Annotated in this window: 14 protein-coding genes; 11 read left to right on the top strand and 3 right to left on the bottom strand. The window is 72.0% G+C overall.

Annotated elements, in window-relative coordinates; translation table 11 throughout:
- Positions 1–3: 3 nt before the first annotated feature.
- The 6 genes from IH48_RS0117615 to IH48_RS0117590 all read left to right on the top strand — a co-directional run bounded on the left by IH48_RS0117615 (position 4) and on the right by IH48_RS0117590 (position 6,105).
- Positions 4–1,191, top strand: coding sequence for an aminotransferase class V-fold PLP-dependent enzyme (locus IH48_RS0117615; RefSeq protein WP_030904813.1), 1,188 nt, complete (start codon positions 4–6; stop codon positions 1,189–1,191).
- Positions 1,192–1,345: 154 nt separating this feature from the next.
- The gene (locus tag IH48_RS0117610; protein ID WP_030904811.1) at positions 1,346–2,113 is read left to right on the top strand and encodes a class I SAM-dependent methyltransferase; all 768 of its coding nucleotides are present in this window, start codon (positions 1,346–1,348) and stop codon (positions 2,111–2,113) included.
- Complete coding sequence (locus IH48_RS34430) at positions 2,071–2,937, top strand: GNAT family N-acetyltransferase (protein ID WP_158710315.1); 867 nt, start codon at positions 2,071–2,073, stop codon at positions 2,935–2,937. Before IH48_RS0117610 ends, IH48_RS34430 begins: the two co-directional genes overlap by 43 nt.
- A gap of 299 nt (positions 2,938–3,236) precedes the next feature.
- Positions 3,237–3,836: a hypothetical protein gene (locus IH48_RS0117600; protein WP_030904806.1), complete on the top strand. Its 600-nt coding sequence runs from the start codon at positions 3,237–3,239 to the stop codon at positions 3,834–3,836.
- 136 nt (positions 3,837–3,972) lie between these two features.
- Positions 3,973–4,581, top strand: coding sequence for a class F sortase (locus tag IH48_RS0117595; protein WP_420705497.1), 609 nt, complete (start codon positions 3,973–3,975; stop codon positions 4,579–4,581).
- Positions 4,582–4,740: 159 nt separating this feature from the next.
- Complete coding sequence (locus IH48_RS0117590) at positions 4,741–6,105, top strand: NAD(P)/FAD-dependent oxidoreductase (protein WP_030904794.1); 1,365 nt, start codon at positions 4,741–4,743, stop codon at positions 6,103–6,105.
- Positions 6,106–6,359: 254 nt separating this feature from the next.
- Here IH48_RS0117590 and IH48_RS0117585 read toward each other — a convergent pair whose 3' ends face one another.
- Positions 6,360–7,190 carry an HAD family acid phosphatase gene (locus IH48_RS0117585; RefSeq protein WP_030904782.1) on the bottom strand — a complete coding sequence of 277 codons (831 nt, stop codon included), beginning with the start codon at positions 7,188–7,190 and terminating at the stop codon, positions 6,360–6,362.
- A 230-nt stretch (positions 7,191–7,420) separates the two neighbouring features.
- Here IH48_RS0117585 and IH48_RS0117580 point away from each other — a divergent pair, with 230 nt between their 5' ends.
- The 3 genes from IH48_RS0117580 (at position 7,421) to mgt (ending at position 9,809) form a co-directional block, all read left to right on the top strand.
- Entirely contained in the window at positions 7,421–8,158 is a 738-nt protein-coding gene (locus IH48_RS0117580; RefSeq protein ID WP_030904780.1) for a dienelactone hydrolase family protein, read from the top strand.
- Positions 8,158–8,445 carry a DUF6295 family protein gene (locus tag IH48_RS0117575; protein WP_030904778.1) on the top strand — a complete coding sequence of 96 codons (288 nt, stop codon included), beginning with the start codon at positions 8,158–8,160 and terminating at the stop codon, positions 8,443–8,445. The genes IH48_RS0117580 and IH48_RS0117575 overlap by 1 nt, the downstream gene beginning before the upstream one ends.
- A 137-nt stretch (positions 8,446–8,582) precedes the next feature.
- Positions 8,583–9,809, top strand: a complete 1,227-nt coding sequence (mgt, locus tag IH48_RS0117570) for a macrolide-inactivating glycosyltransferase (protein WP_420705496.1) — start codon at positions 8,583–8,585, stop codon at positions 9,807–9,809.
- 45 nt (positions 9,810–9,854) lie between these two features.
- Here the strand turns inward: mgt and IH48_RS0117565 are convergent, their stop codons facing one another.
- Complete coding sequence (locus IH48_RS0117565; protein WP_030904774.1) at positions 9,855–10,355, bottom strand: metallophosphoesterase family protein; 501 nt, start codon at positions 10,353–10,355, stop codon at positions 9,855–9,857.
- 424 nt (positions 10,356–10,779) lie between these two features.
- Here IH48_RS0117565 and IH48_RS0117555 point away from each other — a divergent pair, with 424 nt between their 5' ends.
- Positions 10,780–12,441 (top strand): FAD-dependent oxidoreductase, encoded by a 1,662-nt coding sequence (locus IH48_RS0117555; protein ID WP_030904772.1) that lies wholly within the window; start codon positions 10,780–10,782, stop codon positions 12,439–12,441.
- Positions 12,438–13,901 (top strand): ATP-binding protein, encoded by a 1,464-nt coding sequence (locus tag IH48_RS0117550; protein ID WP_030904771.1) that lies wholly within the window; start codon positions 12,438–12,440, stop codon positions 13,899–13,901. Before IH48_RS0117555 ends, IH48_RS0117550 begins: the two co-directional genes overlap by 4 nt.
- A gap of 32 nt (positions 13,902–13,933) precedes the next feature.
- On the opposite strand, the gene nhaA is transcribed toward IH48_RS0117550, so the two are convergent.
- The gene (gene nhaA / locus IH48_RS0117545) at positions 13,934–15,835 is read right to left on the bottom strand and encodes a Na+/H+ antiporter NhaA (RefSeq protein WP_037842311.1); all 1,902 of its coding nucleotides are present in this window, start codon (positions 15,833–15,835) and stop codon (positions 13,934–13,936) included.
- Positions 15,836–16,286: the final 451 nt, after the last annotated feature.

Raw genomic sequence — 16,286 nt, 5'->3', positions numbered from 1 at the left:
GCGTTGCCGGACTTTCCCGACCATCTGCGCGCATGGCAGGAGCCGTTGCGCGCACAGTTCCCGATCATCGCCTCCCATCCCGAACTCGCATACCTGGACAGCGCGGCGACCTCGCAGAAACCGCGGGCCGTGCTCGACGCCGTCGAGACGTATCTGACCACGTCCAACGCCAATGCCGGCCGCGGCACCTATCCCTGGGCGAACGCGACGACCGCGCTCGTGGAACGGGCCAGGACGAGAGTGAAGACGTTCCTCGGGGATCCACGGCCCGACCGTTCCCGCGTCCATTTCACGAGCGGGACGACCGAGGGTCTGCGTGCGGTGGCACTGGACTGGCTGCCGCGGGTACTGGCGGACGGCGACGAGATCGTCGTTCCGTTCGGCGACCACCAGGCGAACGCGCTGCCGTGGCTGGATGCGGTGAACCTGCTGGCCGCGCGCGGAGTGGCGGTCACGGTGCGGGAGATGCCTTACCAGGACGGTTCGCACGACTACGACACGCAGGCCCTGGCCGGGCTCCTCACGCCACGGACGCGGTTCGTCGCGGCGACGCACGTGCACCACGTGTACGGGGGCGACATGAATGTGCACCGGATCCGGCAGCTCGCAGGCCCCGACACGGTGATCTGTCTGGACGCGGCACAGAGCGTCGGTCACGTGCCACTCGATCTCGCGCAACTCGACGTGGACTTCGCGGTGTTCTCCGGCCACAAGGTACTCGCGCTTCCCGGCACGGGCGCGGTGTGGTCGCGGGGCGCGCGCGGACCCGCGTTCGCGCCGGGCGGCTGGGCCGGCACCCCGAACACCGCGGGCATCGCGAGCCTCGAATCGGCGCTCGACTGGCTCGACGCCGCCGGGGTCGGGCGCGTGGAGGAATGGACGGTGGGACTGGCGGCGCGCCTCACGGAGGGACTGAGCCGTCTGCGCCGCTACGAGGTGCTCGGATGCGCCCTCAGCCTCTCGAAGGACGCGTCCGCGCAGCATCGGCGGGCCGTCGTGACCCTGCGCCATGAAGGGATCGACTCGGCCGACCTGGGGTTCATCCTGTACAGCCACGGATTCATGGTGCGTTCCGACGGCCACTGCCAGGCACGCGCCGGTGAGGCGCGGACATCGGTGCGGGTCAGTGTGCACGTGTACAACACTCCCGAGGAGATCGATCGCCTTCTGGCCGTACTGGGTCGTCTCTGAGGTGCGCCGAGAGGCGCTGCTGGGGGGCCGGCAGTCTGCGCGGGACTGCTGCCGTCACCCGATCGCACCGGCGGTTCAGATGAAAACCATTTTCGGATGTAGATTTCTGTCACCTCGCCGAAAGGCGGATCGAGACGAGAGGTGACCGGGCACCATGGGGCTGAGCACTGTCACGGCGACACGATGGGTGGAGCGCTGGGAGCAGCAACAGCAGCGCTACGCGTTCGACCGCGAAGAACGCTTCACAGTCGTCGCCGACGTGATCGAACACGTGACCGCACACAGTGCCCGGCCCCTGGTCGTGGACCTCGGCTGTGGCCCGGGGTCGCTTGCCGTCCGCCTCTCGGGCCGGATGCCGCATGCCCGGATCGTCGCCGTCGACATGGATCCCGTCCTGCTTGAGCTGGGGCGTGCACACGCCCGCGCGTCCGTCCCCGCAGCCGCGGTCCGCTATGTCGAGGCGGTGATCGGCGCCGAGGGCTGGGCGTCGCGGCTCGGCCTGGACGGCCCGCTGGACGCCGCCGTGTCGACCACGGCAATGCACTACTTGCCGTGCGACATGCTGCGGCGGGTGTACGGGGAGCTCGCGGGGATGGTGCGGCCGGGTGGCGTCCTGGTCAACGCCGATCACCTGCTGCCCGAGGAAGCGGCCGACATCGCCGTGCATGTGGGCCGTCGGCGTGCCGGGCGTCAGCACGCGTTCTCGTACGAGGATTGGGAGTCATGGTGGGCGGCGGCCGAGCGGGACCCGGAGCTGACAGATCTGTTCGCCGAGCGCCGACGCCGCACGGAGAGAGGCTCTGGGGGCAATAACGGTCTGACGCTCAACCGGCACGCCGCGATGCTGCGCGACGCCGGATTCCGCCAGGTCGGGCCGGTTTGGCAGGTCGGCAACAGCTGCGTGCTGGTGGCGGTGCGCTGATCGTGCGCGTCGAGGCGAACCCCTACGCCTATCTGGCCCACCACGGCACCTCGCCGCTGGTGCGGCTCGAGGTCGGGACGGGCTGGACGGCGATCAGCGCGGACACCGACGCGCGGCCGCTCAACACGGTCTTCGCGCATTCCTTCACAGTGCGCGGGCTTCCGGGACGAGTACGGGCGATCTGCGGCCGGGCTCCGCACAGCAGGGCGCAGGACTGGTGGGTCGGTCCGGACGCGCAGCCGTCCGGCTTGGCGGCACGCCTGGAGGCGCTCGGCCTCGAACCGCTCCCCCCGGTACGCATGATGACGGCACGGTTGGCAGCCGTGACCCCGGCCGAGCGACGCGTTGACGTAAGGCCGGTCACCACGCGCGCCGAACTGGCCGACTTCATGGGCGTGTACGCCTCCGCCTACGGCTGGACGGCGGTGACATCCGACTTCGGACACCGTGTCCTCGCGTCCCTGTTCTCGGCGTCCTCCCCGGATGACGCGCCGCTTGGCCATGTGGTCGTCCGGGCAGACGGGACGCCGGTAGCGGTGGCGTCGGTCTTCCGACACGAGGGGGTGGCGGGGCTTTACAACGTGGCCACCGACCCGCGGGCCCGGGGACGCGGCTTCGCGACTGCGGCGGTGCGCGCGGCACTGTCACGCGCGTACGACGACGGCCTGCGCACGGCTGTGCTCGGTGCCGAGCCCGGCGCTGAGGGGATCTACCGGAGAATCGGCTTCACGAACACAGGCCTGTTGCACCGCTTGCGCTACACGGCCCCTGCGGCCGACGGCCGCATTCGGCCGCAGGACGCCCGCCGGACGCACCCTGCCTGACATCCGGGTGGTCGTCCGGGGCCGCTCGGCGTGACCGGTGCGGTGAGTCCCGGCGTCCCGGGGAGCAAAAAGGCCCGACCTGGGTCGGCAAGGGGGCACGGACCCCGTCTTCGCGTCTTCGTCCGGACGCACAACCGGGCAGATGGTCCGGCCGACCAGGCCGGTGGGTCCCGGGGTGGGCTGTTCGGGTGGGATATCACGCTCCGTCAGAGTTTCTTGGGGCTTTCGCCTGCGGACCGTGACATCAAGTGGCCATCGGCCCACAAGTATGACAATCACACGGCTTAAAGGAGCCTCGCATGACCCTCTCGGCATCTCCCCGCCCGCGCCGGCCCCGCACGGGCGCGGTGGCCCTGGCCACGCTGGTTCTCGGCGGCACGACCTTCCTGTGCGCCTCGGCAGCCGTCGCGGCACCCGGCGACAGCGGTGTCCTCAAGGTGCACCCCGCGGGCGTGCCCGCGGCCAACACGAGCGACGCGCCCAAGGTCTGCACGTTCAACCTGGCCGCGTCCAACTTCCAGACCCTGCCCGCCGTCTCCTACAGCCTCACCCCCCTGCCCAAGGCCGCCACCAAGCCGACGCTGACCGGCCGGCTGAAGCTCAAAAAGGGTGCCGGCGCGACGCAGAACCTGTCACTGCCCAACGGCACCTACACGCTCACCTGGACGTTCCCCGGCGGCGTGCCCAAGCACAAGAATTTCAAGGTGGACTGCGGGGCGGCCGACCACAAGCCGCTCGGGCCGGTGCACGCGGGCGGTGGCGGCGTGCCGCCCACCACCACGGGCGGGACCGGCGGCGGCTCGTCCATCGCGGCCCCGCTGCTGGTCACGGGCGCCATCGCGACCGCCGGGCTGATCTTCGTGCGCCGGACGCGCCGTCGCGCCCATGGTGTCGCGTAACGCGCCCCGGCCCCGCCCCCGACCGCGCCCGTACGCCTACGCGCAACCGCAACCGCGCAGGCAGCCGCAACCGCAGCGCCGCCGCCGCCGGCGCCGTGGCCCAAGCCGCGGCTGCCGGCTCACCATCACCCTCAGCGTGACGGCGACACTGCTGTTCGGCGTGGTGCGCGGGTGCGGCGGCGACGCCTCCTCCCACGCCCCGACGGTCGCCGCCGGCTCCTCGGACGGAGCCGGCGGCGGGCCGCGGGAGCACCCCGCCCCGGTCGCCTCCCACGCGCCCCTGCCGGCCTCGCCGCCGGTCAGGCTCGCCGTGCCGCGGATGGTGGTGGAGGCTCCGGTCATCCGGCTCGGGCTCGACTCGCACGGACGGCTCTCCACCCCGCCCATGAGCAAGCCGCACGAGGTCGGCTGGTACGCGGCGGGGCCCAGCCCGGGCCAGCAGGGAACGGCGGTGATCGTGGGCCACCGCGACACGAAGACCGGTCCGGCGATCTTCCTCAACCTCAACGCCCTGCGCCCGGGCGACCCCGTCAAGGTCACGCGGAAGGACCACAGGACCGCCGTGTTCACGGTGGACTCGGTGCGCACGTTCGCCCGGGGGGCGTTCCCCAGCAAGAAGGTGTACGGAGACACGGGACGTCCCGAGCTCCGGCTGCTGACCTGCGGCGGGCGCTTCGACCGCAAGACGGGCTACAGCGCCAATGTGGTCGTCTTCGCCCACCTCACGTCCGTCGCCCGGGCCTGACCGGTGGGCCGGGACGGCCCGATACCGCCGCGCTCTTCTTCCGGCCGCGACGGCCACGGTGTGGCGGCGCGCGAAAAGGGTCGCCAAGATGGAGGTGATGGACCGGTATCAGGGGGCAGTCGAGTGTTGACCGCGCAGCACCGAGAAGGGACCGAGACCGTGGCACGACCGAGGATCCTCGTGGTGGGCGCCGGCTTCGCCGGTGTCGAGTGTGTACGCCGGCTCGAACGCAGTCTCAAGCCCGGCGAGGCGGACATCTGCCTCGTGGCTCCCTTCTCCTATCAGCTGTACCTCCCCCTGCTCCCCCAGGTGGCGTCGGGGGTGCTCACCCCGCAGTCGGTGGCCGTCTCGCTGCGCCGCAGCCAGCGGCACCGCACGCGGATCTTTCCCGGCGGCGCCATCGGCGTGGATCACAAGGCCAAGGTCTGCGTCCTGCGCAAGATCACCGGTGAGACGCACAACGAGCCCTACGACTACCTCGTGCTCACCCCGGGGAGCATCACGCGCACCTTCGACATCCCCGGCCTGGAGGAGCACGCGCGTGGCATGAAGACGCTGGCGGAGGCCGCGTACATCCGTGACCACGTCATCTCCCAGCTGGATCTGGCAGACGCGAGCGAGAGCGAGGCGGAGCGTGCCTCGCGGCTCCAGTTCGTGGTCGTCGGCGGCGGCTACGCGGGTACCGAGACCGCGGCCTGCCTGCAGCGGCTGACGTGCAACTCCGCCGAACGCTACCCCAGGCTGGACCCCAAGCTGATCAAGTGGCACCTGATCGACATCGCGCCGAAGCTGATGCCAGAGCTCGGCGACAAGCTCGGGCGCGACGCGCTCGAGATCCTGCGCGGCCGCGGCATCGAGGTGTCGCTCGGCGTCTCGATCGCCAAGGCGGCGCCGGAGGAGGTGACGTTCACCGACGGGCGCGTGCTGCCGTGCAGGACGCTCATCTGGACGGCCGGTGTCGCGGCGAGCCCGTTGGTGGCGACGCTCGACTCCGAGACGGTCAAGGGCCGGCTGCTGGTGTCTCCCGAGTTGGCGGTCCCGGGGCTCGACGGCGTGTTCGCGGTCGGCGACGCGGCCGCCGTTCCCGACCTGGCGGTGGGCGACGGCGCCATCTGCCCGCCGACCGCCCAGCACGCGATGCGGCAGGGCAAGCGGATGGCGGACAACCTCATCGCGACGTTGCGGCGCCAACCGCTGCGCCCGTACGAGCACAAGGACCTCGGGCTCGTCGTGGACCTCGGCGGAAGGGACGCCGTCTCCAAGCCGCTCGGCATCCCACTGCGCGGCATGCCGGCCCAGGCGGTGGCACGCGGCTACCACTGGTCGGCGCTGCGCACCAACGTCGCCAAGTCGCGTGTCATGACGAACTGGATGCTCAACGCCGTCGCGGGCGACGACTTCGTGCGCACCGGCTTCCAGGCGCAAAAGCGCGCCACGCTGCGCGACTTCGAGTACACCGGCTCCTACCTCACGGCCGAGCAGATCCGTGAGCACGTCGCGGGCGAAGCGGCGCTGCACGGGTAGGGGCGTGAGCCCTCGCCGCGCGTGCGGCGTACGCCGCCGCCGCGGTGAGTGTGACCGGTTTCGCGCCCCGCGTCAGCGGGCCGGTCGGAGGCGCGGCACCAGGATCATCATGAACCGGCAGGCCGCACCGGCGATCACGTCGGCGTAGTAGGGGGCTCCCGCGAATCGGTCGGTGGTCGGCGAGGGGGTCCTCGCGGGCGGGGAGCCGCATGACACCCCGCCCGCGCGCGTCCGTTGCCCCCGCGGTCACCCTCTCACTGCACGAAGTAGGTGGGGTTGGGCAGTTTGTACGCGTGGTCGGCGTGGCCACCCGTCAGGTCGGACTGCTGGTCCCCGAAGTTGCCAATGATGTCGTAGCCGTCCGCTTCGATGTGCTCGCGGGTGGCGGACTTGAACTGCACGGTGGTGCAGTTCCATGCGGCCGCGGTGGCGCAGTCGCCCAGGTAGGCGGGCGGGTTCGCCTTGTCCTTGGTGAACAGGTGGGCACGGTCGAGCGGGGTGTCGTACCCGGTCGCCTTGAGGTTGAGCACGGCGGGCTCGCGCAGGTCCTCGGCGAGGCCCGTCACGAAGAAGACCGCGACGCCGTGGTCCTTGGCGTAGGAGACGAGGCCCGGCATGCCGTAGACGGCCGGGCGGTCGGCCTTGGAGACGAAGGCGTTCCAGGTGGCGTCGTCGTACACGTAGTGGGTGGCGCGCTCGTAGGTGAAGCTGAGCAGTGCCGTGTCGTCCACGTCCAGGACGATCGCGGGCTTCTTGTGCGACGCGTGCCCGCCGTGCCCGCCCTGGTCGCGCCCGTGGCCGTGGCCGGCCGTGGCGCGTGCGATGTCCCGCTTCGCGCCCGCCTCGATGCGGGCGAGGTCGTGGGCGTACGGGCTGTCCGGGGACGCCTCCCAGGTGCCGTCGGCCGCCTGGTGCGCCCCGTAGTAGTCGTCGATCTGGCCGACGAGGAGCCCTATGTTCTCGGGCTCGCTTCCGGGGTGGCCGTGCGGTCCGGTGTCCGCGCCCGCGACGCCGGTGCCGTAGAGGATGCCCGCGCTCAGTACGCCCGCCCCGACCGCGGCGGCGACCTGGTGCAACTTCCGCATGGAGATGCCCTTTCCGTCTCGAACAAATGTCATGTTCATCGTTTGTCTACGCGCATCACACCACAGGTGCGGCCCGTTCGGGTGCCGTTCGGGGAACGCGGGGCAACGCCCCGGGGAGCGGCCGCGGCAGCCCTGCGGAGTCACTGGCTCCGGTAGTAGCGGGGCGGTGCCGGGGGCGGCGGGGAAGAGGCTTAGTGTACGTGCCAGCAATCCGCACTGAAGGGACTTCGATGTACGACGCAGTGCTGGCAGAGACCGTCACCGTCAGCGGCCACGGCGGGGACAGGATCGAGGCGTACTCCGCGCGCCCGATGGCCGCCGGACCGTTCGGCGGTGTCGTGGTGATCCACCACATGCCCGGTTATGACGCTCCCACCAAGGAGATCGTCCGGCGTTTCGCGGCCGAGGGCTATGCGGCCGTCTGCCCCAACCTCTACAGCCGGGAGGCCCCCGGCGCGGCACCCGACGACGCGGCGGCCGCGGCACGCGCCGCCGGCGGTGTGCCGGACGAGCGGCTCGTCGGCGACGTCGCCGGCGCGGCGGCGTACCTGCGCGGCCTGCCGTCGTCCAACGGCAAGGTGGGCACGATCGGTTACTGCTCGGGGGGCCGCCAGTCCTTCCTCGCGCTCGCGAGCCTCGACCTCCAGGCGGGCGTCGACTGCTACGGCGCGTTCGTCACCGGGACACCGCCCGAGGGCTTCCCGCTCCAGGTGTCGCCGCTGAAGGACCGGGTACGGGACCTGAGCAGCCCGCTGCTCGGCCTGTTCGGCAACGACGACCAGTACCCGTCGCCGCCGCACGTGGACGAGTTGGAGGAGGAGCTCAAGGCGCGCGGCAAGGCGTACGAGTTCCACCGCTACGACGACGCGGGTCACGCCTTCTTCGCCGTGGACCGCCCGAGCTACCGGCCGCAGGCCGCGATGGACGGCTGGCAGAAGATCTTCAGCTTCTTCGGGGAGCACCTCTGATGTGCACCTATCTCACCGAGAAGTTCGCGCTCGATGGCAGCGGCAAGGGCGCGCAGGGCTACTTCGCGCTGACCGAGGCGATGGTCTACGTCGACCACCCGCAGCACGCGCCCTACGAGCACACGGTCAACATCGACTTCCTCAACCCGTCGCAGGGGCCGTCGTCCCGGGTCGCGGTCGAGCTCACCGAGGAGTCGGCACTCGCCCTGATCGACGCGATCCGCTCCGCGCTCGCCGCGGCGCCTCCCGGCCTGACGTCGAACGCGCCCGCGAGCACGGCCGCCTGACCCGGCCTCGGGCGGGCGGCCGGTGACCGCCGCCGGTCGCCGGCCGGCCGGATCCGAGGGGAAGTCGAGGGGACCGTTCGATTCCGCTCCGGCGCGCGCGGCGCCGGAGCGGAATTGCCCCGCGCGCACGGGGCCGCATGCCTAGGCTCGGGCGCATGACCCCTGCCGAACGCGCCCATATCGCCATGTTCTCCGTCGCGGCCGCCGGGCACGTGCACCCGAACCTGGGCGTCGTCAGGGAACTCGTCGCGCGGGGCCACCGGGTCAGCTACGCGATCCCGCCCTCCTTCGTGGACGTGGTCGCGGCATCGGGCGCGCGGCCCGTCCCCTACACGTCGGTCCTGCCGACCGACGACGACCCCGACGCGTGGGGCTCTGAACTGATCGACGCCGTCGAGCCGTTCCTCACGGACGCGATCCAGGCCCTGCCGCAACTCGCCGCCGCCTTCGCGGACGACCGGCCCGATCTCGTCCTGTACGACTTCACGTCCTACCCGGCGAGGGTCCTCGCGCACCGGTGGGGCGTGCCGATCGTGCAGCTCTCGCCGAGCATGGTGGCGTGGCGCGGCTACGAGGAGGAGGTCGGCGCACCGCTGTTCGAGCCGCTGCGGCGCACGGAGCGCGGAGCGGCGTTCTTCGCCACATTCGCCAAGTGGATCGCCGAGAACGGCATGGTGATGAGAGTCGAGGACTTCATGGGCAGACCGGACCGGTGTCTCGTCCTGATCCCGAAGGTGCTGCAGCCGAACGCCGACCGGGTGGACGAGTCCGTCTACACGTTCGTCGGATCGTGCCAGGGCGAGCGTCACGAGCAGGGCGAGTGGCGGCGCCCAGAGGGGGCGGAGCGGGTGCTGCTCGTCTCGCTCGGCTCGACGTTCACGAAGCAGCCGGCCTTCTACCGCGCCTGCGTCGAGGCGTTCGGCGACCTGCCGGGGTGGCACGTGGTCCTGCAAATCGGGCGGTACGTGACCGAGGGCGACCTGGGCGGCGTGCCGGGCAACGTCGAGGTGCGGCAGTGGGTGCCGCAGTTGTCGGTGCTGCGGCAGGCGGACGCGTTCATCACACACGCGGGCGCGGGCGGCAGCCAGGAGGGCCTCGCCACGGCCACGCCGATGCTGGCCGTGCCGCAGGCGGTCGACCAGTTCGGCAACGCCGACACGCTGGTGGGTCTCGGGGTCGCGCGTCGCCTCGACACGGCCGACGCGACGCCGGGTGCGCTGCGGGAGGCGGTGCTCTCGCTGGCCTCGGATCGCGAAGTCGCCCGCAGGCTGGGCGAGATCAGCGCCGGCATGGCGCTGGAGGGCGGCGCCGTCAGTGCCGCCGACCTCATCGAGGCGGAGCTCGCCGCACACGCCGCCCGGTGAGCCCGGGGCTGGGCGCGTGCAGGGGCGTCGCAGCGGGCGGTCCGCTCACCGGCGCGGGAGCCGGTGGAACCTGATGTCCGTCAGCCGGCCCTGGGCTGCCTCGGCGGTGGCGTACGTGCAGTACGGCTGGCGCCTGCGGTCCGTGGGCGAGCCGGGGTTCAGCAGGCGCGGGCCGCCAGGGGGCGTCGTGTCCCAGGGGATGTGGCTGTGCCCGAAGAGGAGGACGTCGACGTCGGGGAAGCGGGCGGCGCACCGCTGTTCGCGGCCCTGCGCCGGTCCGGACTCGTGGACGACGCCGAACCGCACCCCGCCGAGGTCCGCGTACGCCACCTCGGGCAGGCGCGCCCGCAGCTCAGGCCCGTCGTTGTTGCCGTACACCCCGGTGAACCGCCGTGAGCGCGCCTCGAAGAGGTCGAGTGTCGCCTCGTCGACCCAGTCGCCGGCGTGGAGCACGGCGTCCGCACGGGAGATCGCGTCGAGAAGCTCGTCCGGCAGCGACTTGGCCCGCTGCGGCAGATGGGTGTCCGAGGTCAGCACGAGGTGCATGCGGCCAGGCTAGCGCTCTGCGCGCGCCCTGTGGTCGCACGTGGGTCGCGTCGTTGCTCCCGTCGCAGCGGTCCCGTCCCGGCGGGCCCGCGAGCGTGTGTTCGAGGCCGATTTCGCGCCGGCCGGCCAGAGGGTCGCCGTGCGTACATCAGCGTGTCCGGGCGGGCCCGTCAACCACGGCCTGCTGGAGCCGGCCAACCCTGTCGGTGGCGCGTCGCACGACCACGGGGACCCGGCCGTGCGGCCCGGTGGCCGGTCTCGGTGCGGGGCGCTACCACCCCGCGCCGGCGCCCGAGCGCACCGCGCTCGCCTTCGACGTCGAGCGCCCGCGCGTGCACCGTCACTAGACTGGGTGGTCGCGAAGCCCGTTCGACGACGATGAATGCGTTCGACGATCATCGGGAGCAGCCCGGATGATGGTTCCATGACGAATCCGACGATCCTGACCGTGGACGACGACCCGACGGTCTCACGGGCCGTGGCCCGGGACATCCGGCGCCGGTACGGCGACCGGTACCGGGTGGTGCGCGCAGGTTCGGGCGCGGAGGCCCTGGACGCCCTGCGCGAGATCAAGCTGCGCGGCGAGCAGCTGGCCGTGATGCTGGCCGACTACCGGATGCCCCGGATGAACGGCATCGAGTTCCTCGAACAGGCGATGGACCTGTTCCCGCTGGCGCGCCGCGTCCTGCTGACGGCCTACGCGGACACCGATGCCGCGATCAACGCGATCAACGTCGTCGACCTCGACCACTACCTGCTCAAGCCGTGGAACCCGCCCGAGCAGCACCTGTACCCGGTCATCGACACGCTTCTCGACGCGTGGCTGGCGACGCCCGACCCGGCCGCCGCCATGACACGCGTGGTGGGGCACCGCTGGTCGCGGCCTTCGTTCGCGGTGCGCGACTTCCTCGCGCGCAACCTCGTGCCGTACCAGTGGCTGCCCGTGGACGAGCCCGAGGGGGCGCGGCTGCTCGCCGCGGCCGGTGCCGACGCGGCCTCGGCGCTGCCGCTCGTCGTGCTCGCGGACGGCAGTTCCCTCGTGTCGCCCGCGGAGGGCGAACTCGCGGCGCGTGTCGGCCTGTCCACGACGCCCGCGTCCGACTTCTACGACCTGGTGGTGGTCGGCGGCGGCCCGGCGGGGCTCGGCGCCGCCGTCTACGGAGCGTCCGAGGGGCTGCGCACCGTCCTGGTGGAGCGCGAGGCGACCGGCGGCCAGGCGGGCCAGTCGAGCCGCATCGAGAACTACCTGGGCTTCCCGGACGGGGTCTCCGGTTCCCAGCTGACCGACCGGGCGCGCCGCCAGGCCCTGAAGTTCGGCGCGGAGATCCTCAGCGCCCGGGAGGTCGTCTCGCTGGAGGCGGCGGGTTCCGCGCGCGTGGTGCGTCTCGGCGAGGGCGCCTCGATCGGGGCGCACACGGTGGTGCTCGCCACCGGGGTCTCGTACCGGCGGCTGCCCGCGCCCGCCCTGAACGAGTTCGCCGGCGCGGGCGTCTACTACGGCTCGGCCGTCACGGAGGCGCAGAACTGCTCCGGCGAGGAAGTGTTCGTGGTCGGCGGCGCGAACTCGGCGGGGCAGGCCGCCGTGTACTTCTCCCGGTACGCGCGGCGCGTGCACATGCTGGTGCGCTCCCCCGACCTGACGAGGTCGATGTCGCGCTACCTGATCGACCAGATCTCGGCCATCGACACGATCGAGGTCCATCCCTGCACCGAGGTGGTGGACGGCAAGGGCGGCGACCACCTCCAGCAGCTCACCCTGCGTGACGTGCGTACCGGCGCGACGGAGACGGTCGACGCGTCGTGGCTGTTCGTGTTCATCGGCGCCGCGCCCCGCACGGCGTGGCTGGACGGCGTGGTGGCCAGGGACCCGAACGGTTTCGTGGTCACCGGGCCGGACCTGGTGTCGGGCGGGCAGCGCGTGGCGGGCTGGCCGCTGCCGCGCGATCCCTACCACCTGGAGTCGAGCGTGCCGGGTGTCTTCGCCGCCGGAGACGTGCGGTCGGAGTCCGTCAAACGTGTGGCGTCGGCCGTCGGCGAGGGCGCGATGGCCGTCTCGCTGGCACACCGCTATCTGGAGGCGCAATGACCGCATCGGACCGCCCGTCGTCGCCTGAGGAGCTGCGCGGCCTCTTCCTCTTCGAGAAGCTGGACGACGGCCAGCTGCGATGGCTGGCGGAGCGCGGACGGGTGGAGACCCGCGGCGCGGGCAGCGACGTGTACCGCGAGGGAGAACCCGCCACCTGCTTCTTCGTACTGCTGAGCGGCTCGATCGCGCTCGCGCCGTCCGTGCACGGCAACGAGGTCGAGGTGAAGAGGACGGACCTGCGTGGCGCCTATGCCGGAGCGACCCAGGCGTACCTCGGCGACCGGGTCGAGCAGGTGTACCCGAACACGATGCGGGCGATCTCGGACTCCGAGTTCTTCGTACTGCCGGCCGAGGACTTCGCCACCGCCGTCTCCACCTGGTTCCCCATGGCCCTCCACCTCCTGGACGGCCTGTTCTTCGGGACTCAGGCGACCTACCTCATGCTCAGCGAGCGGGAGCGGCTGCTGGCGCTCGGCTCGCTCTCAGCGGGGCTCACGCACGAGCTGAACAACCCGGCGGCGGCCGCCGTGCGGGCGACGGAGGCGCTGCGCGACCGGGTCGCTGCCATGCGCCACAAGCTGGCCATGATCGCGGATGGCCGGCTGGACGGGTCGCGCCTGCACCAGCTCGTCGAGTTGCAGGACGCCGCGGTGAAGCAGGCCGCGTCCGCGCCCGCGCTGTCGGCGATGCGGGCGTCGGACGCCGAGGACGAGCTGTCGGACTGGCTGGACGGGCGTGGCGTCGCGGGCGCGTGGGACATCGCCCCGACGCTCGTCGCCGGCGGTGTCGGGGTGCCGTGGCTCGCGACCGTCGCGGACACGGTGGGCGATGACCACCTCGACTCGGCGGTGCGCTGGCTCGCGTACGCGATCGACACCGAGCTGCTGATGGGCGAGATCGACGACGCGGTCACCCGGGTCTCCGACCTGGTGGGGGCCGCGAAGCAGTACTCGCAGCTGGACCGCGCGCCCCAGCAGACCGTGGACGTGCACCAGCTGCTGGATGCCACGCTCACCATGCTGCGCGCGAAGATCCCGCAGGGGATCGGCATCGTGAAGGAGTACGACAGGACGCTGCCCGAGATCCCGGCGTACGGCGCCGAGCTGAACCAGGTGTGGACGAACCTCATCGTCAACGCGGTGGACGCGATGGGCACGGGCGGCACGCTGACCGTCAGGACCTGGGGTGAGGACGGCCGCAGGCTGCTGGTGGAGATCGGCGACACCGGGACGGGCATCGCGCCGGAGATCAGGCCGCGGATCTTCGAGCCGTTCTTCACTACGAAGGGCGTCGGCGAGGGCACGGGCCTCGGCCTGGACATCTCGTACCGCATCGTGGTGAACAAGCACCACGGCGACATCCGGGTGGACTCCCGCCCGGGCGACACGCGTTTCGTGGTGTGCCTGCCGATGACGCAGGACGAGGAGCCCGGCTCCGCCGACGCTGCCCTGCCGTCCTGAGGCGGCCGCCCCGTCCGCGCGGGGCGGCCGCCTCAGGCGGCCTCCAGGGCGGCCCTCTTGCGTGCCGTGGAGACGGCACGCGAGAGGTGTTCGATGTCGTACGCACCCGTGTGGCGGCGGCCGTTGACGAAGAAGGTCGGAGTTCCGGAGACACCGCTGAGATCGGCGGACTCGACGTCCTCGGCGACCCGGCGGGCTCCGGCGCGGTGGCGCAGGTGGCGGCGGAAGCGCTCGGTGTCCAGGGCCAGTTCCTCCGCGTAGCGGTACAGGTCCGCGGAGCCGAGGGCGCCCTGGTGGGCGAAGAGCAGGTCGTGCATCTCCCAGAAGGCCCCCTGCTCCGCGGCTGCCTCGGTCGCCTCGGCCGCGAGTTGGGCACGCGGGTGCACATCGCGCAGCGGCAGGTGCCGCCACACGTAGCGGACGTCGTCGCCGAACTCGGCGAGCAGCGCCCTGATGGCGGGCTCGGCGCGACCGCAGTACGGGCACTCGAAGTCCCCGTACTCGACGACGGTGACCGGCGCGTCGTGCGGCCCGCGCACCTTGTCCCTGTCGGGATCGACGGGTACGGCGAGATCGACGATGCTCTCCGCGGTGCCCAGCAGTGCGCGGCCTCGCAGCAACTTCGGCAGGCGGCCGATGACCGCGGTCACCGTCCAGGTCAGCAGGAAGGCCCCGGCCATGGCACTGAGGATGCCGATCTTGGCCTCGGCGAGGCGCTGCCCGTGGAAGGCCAGCGTCGCGATCAGCAGCGACACGGTGAAGCCGACGCCCGCCACGGTGCCGCCCGCGGCCGTCGCTCCCCAGCCGACCGGCGGGCGTACCCGGCCCCGGGTGGCGGCCGCGGTGACGAGGCTGGTGCCGAGGATCGCCAGGGGCTTGCCGAGCACGAGGCCGGCCAGGACGCCCCAGGTCACCGTCGAGGAGAAGGCGCGGGACAGCTCGTGCGGGCTGATCTCGATGCCGGCGTTGGCGAGGGCGAACAGCGGCACGATCACGTAGCTCGTCCACGGGTGGAAGGTGCGCTGCAGCCGTTCGTTCGGGGAGATCGCGGACGCGAGTCCGCGCCGCGCGCTCCGTTCGAGCTCGGGGGTCGGCTGCTCGCGGAAGCGCCGGAACAGCCCGCTCGCCCGTTCCAGGTCGCTGCGCGCGGCCGGGTAGGCGTACGTGAGCAGGCCCATGACGAGGCCGGTCACCACGGGGTCGATGCCCGATTTCAGCAGCGCGACCCAGATCGCGAGTGCCGCCACGGCGTACACGGCCCCCGTGCGCACCTTGAGCGCCCGGACGACGAGGACCGCGGCCAGGATGCCGACCGCCACGAGCAGCGCGGGCAGCATGACGCTGCCGCTGTAGGCGAAGGCGATCACGGCGAGCGCCACGAAGTCGTCGACGACGGCGACCGACAGCACGAAGGTGCGCAGGCCGGCCGGCAGCCTGCGGCCGAGCAGCGCCAGCATGCCGAGCGCGAACGCCGTGTCGGTCGACATGGCGGCGCCCCAGCCGTGCTCGGTGCCGTGCCCCGCGTTGATGGCCAGGTAGATCACGACGGGAACGCACAGCCCGCACGCCCCGGCGAGCATCGGGAGCGCGACGCGCCGCCGCTCGCGCAGCTCCCCCATGTCGAACTCGCGGCGGGCCTCCAGGCCCACGACGAAGAAGAACATCGCCATCAGGCCGCTGTTGACCCAGTCGCGCAGGTGCAGGGAGACGCCCGCGTCCCCCACCCGTACGGACAGGGTGGTGCGCCACACCGACTCGTAGCCGTCGATGCCGATGTTGGCCCAGACGAGGGCGGCGATCACGCCGGCGAGCAGGACGGCCGCGCTGCCCGTCTCGGTGCGCAGGAAGGCGCGCCACGGTGAGGGGGTGGAGGAGCGGCACTCCGTCCTGCCCGTGTACGTGTCGCCCCTCGCGGGGCCGGCGGATTCCGTCACGCGCCAATTCTGCCTCGTGCGACGCATGCGCACGTCATCGGCAGGTCTGCCGCGCCCCGTGGCACCTGTCGCCTGTGGGGCGCGGACGTTCGCACGCGTGTCCGTCCGGGATCGCCGGCAGGTGGCAGCTGTGCGATTTTTTTGCCCTTTCAGGCAGGGGTTGCCCGTTTATGACCGAGCAGCGGAGACGGCACACGCGGCACAATCGCTGCGCGTGCCCCGTTCGGCTCTGCATAATCACACCGCATCCACGAAGGGACTGTCGGTGAAGCCAGAATCCTGTCCGCGCTGTTTCGCCCCGGCGGGCGAGGACGGCCGCCCGGACTGCGCCTGCGCGGAACGCGCGGAACGCGAGCAGGACGGCGGCACGGAAGCACTGGGGGCGCCGGAGGCGTCCGAACGGCGGGACACCGGGGACAGCAAGGACGGCAGAGACGCCTCCGCCGAGGCC

This window comes from Streptomyces sp. NRRL F-5126, assembly GCF_000721265.1.
GTDB lineage: Bacteria > Actinomycetota > Actinomycetes > Streptomycetales > Streptomycetaceae > Streptomyces.
Note: the sequence above shows the minus strand (reverse complement) of the source record. Positions and strands in the feature narration are given on the sequence as shown.

What these genes read in the sequence shown, in the direction of transcription:
- IH48_RS0117610 (WP_030904811.1), top strand. Translation starts at nt 1,346, where the DNA reads ATGGGGCTGAGCACTGTCACGGCGACACGATGGGTGGAGCGCTGGGAG.
- IH48_RS0117600 (WP_030904806.1), top strand. Translation starts at nt 3,237, where the DNA reads ATGACCCTCTCGGCATCTCCCCGCCCGCGCCGGCCCCGCACGGGCGCG.
- IH48_RS0117585 (WP_030904782.1), bottom strand. Translation starts at nt 7,190, where the DNA reads ATGCGGAAGTTGCACCAGGTCGCCGCCGCGGTCGGGGCGGGCGTACTG.
- IH48_RS0117580 (WP_030904780.1), top strand. Translation starts at nt 7,421, where the DNA reads ATGTACGACGCAGTGCTGGCAGAGACCGTCACCGTCAGCGGCCACGGC.
- IH48_RS0117575 (WP_030904778.1), top strand. Translation starts at nt 8,158, where the DNA reads ATGTGCACCTATCTCACCGAGAAGTTCGCGCTCGATGGCAGCGGCAAG.
- mgt (WP_420705496.1), top strand. Translation starts at nt 8,583, where the DNA reads ATGCCTAGGCTCGGGCGCATGACCCCTGCCGAACGCGCCCATATCGCC.
- IH48_RS0117565 (WP_030904774.1), bottom strand. Translation starts at nt 10,355, where the DNA reads ATGCACCTCGTGCTGACCTCGGACACCCATCTGCCGCAGCGGGCCAAG.
- IH48_RS0117555 (WP_030904772.1), top strand. Translation starts at nt 10,780, where the DNA reads ATGACGAATCCGACGATCCTGACCGTGGACGACGACCCGACGGTCTCA.
- IH48_RS0117550 (WP_030904771.1), top strand. Translation starts at nt 12,438, where the DNA reads ATGACCGCATCGGACCGCCCGTCGTCGCCTGAGGAGCTGCGCGGCCTC.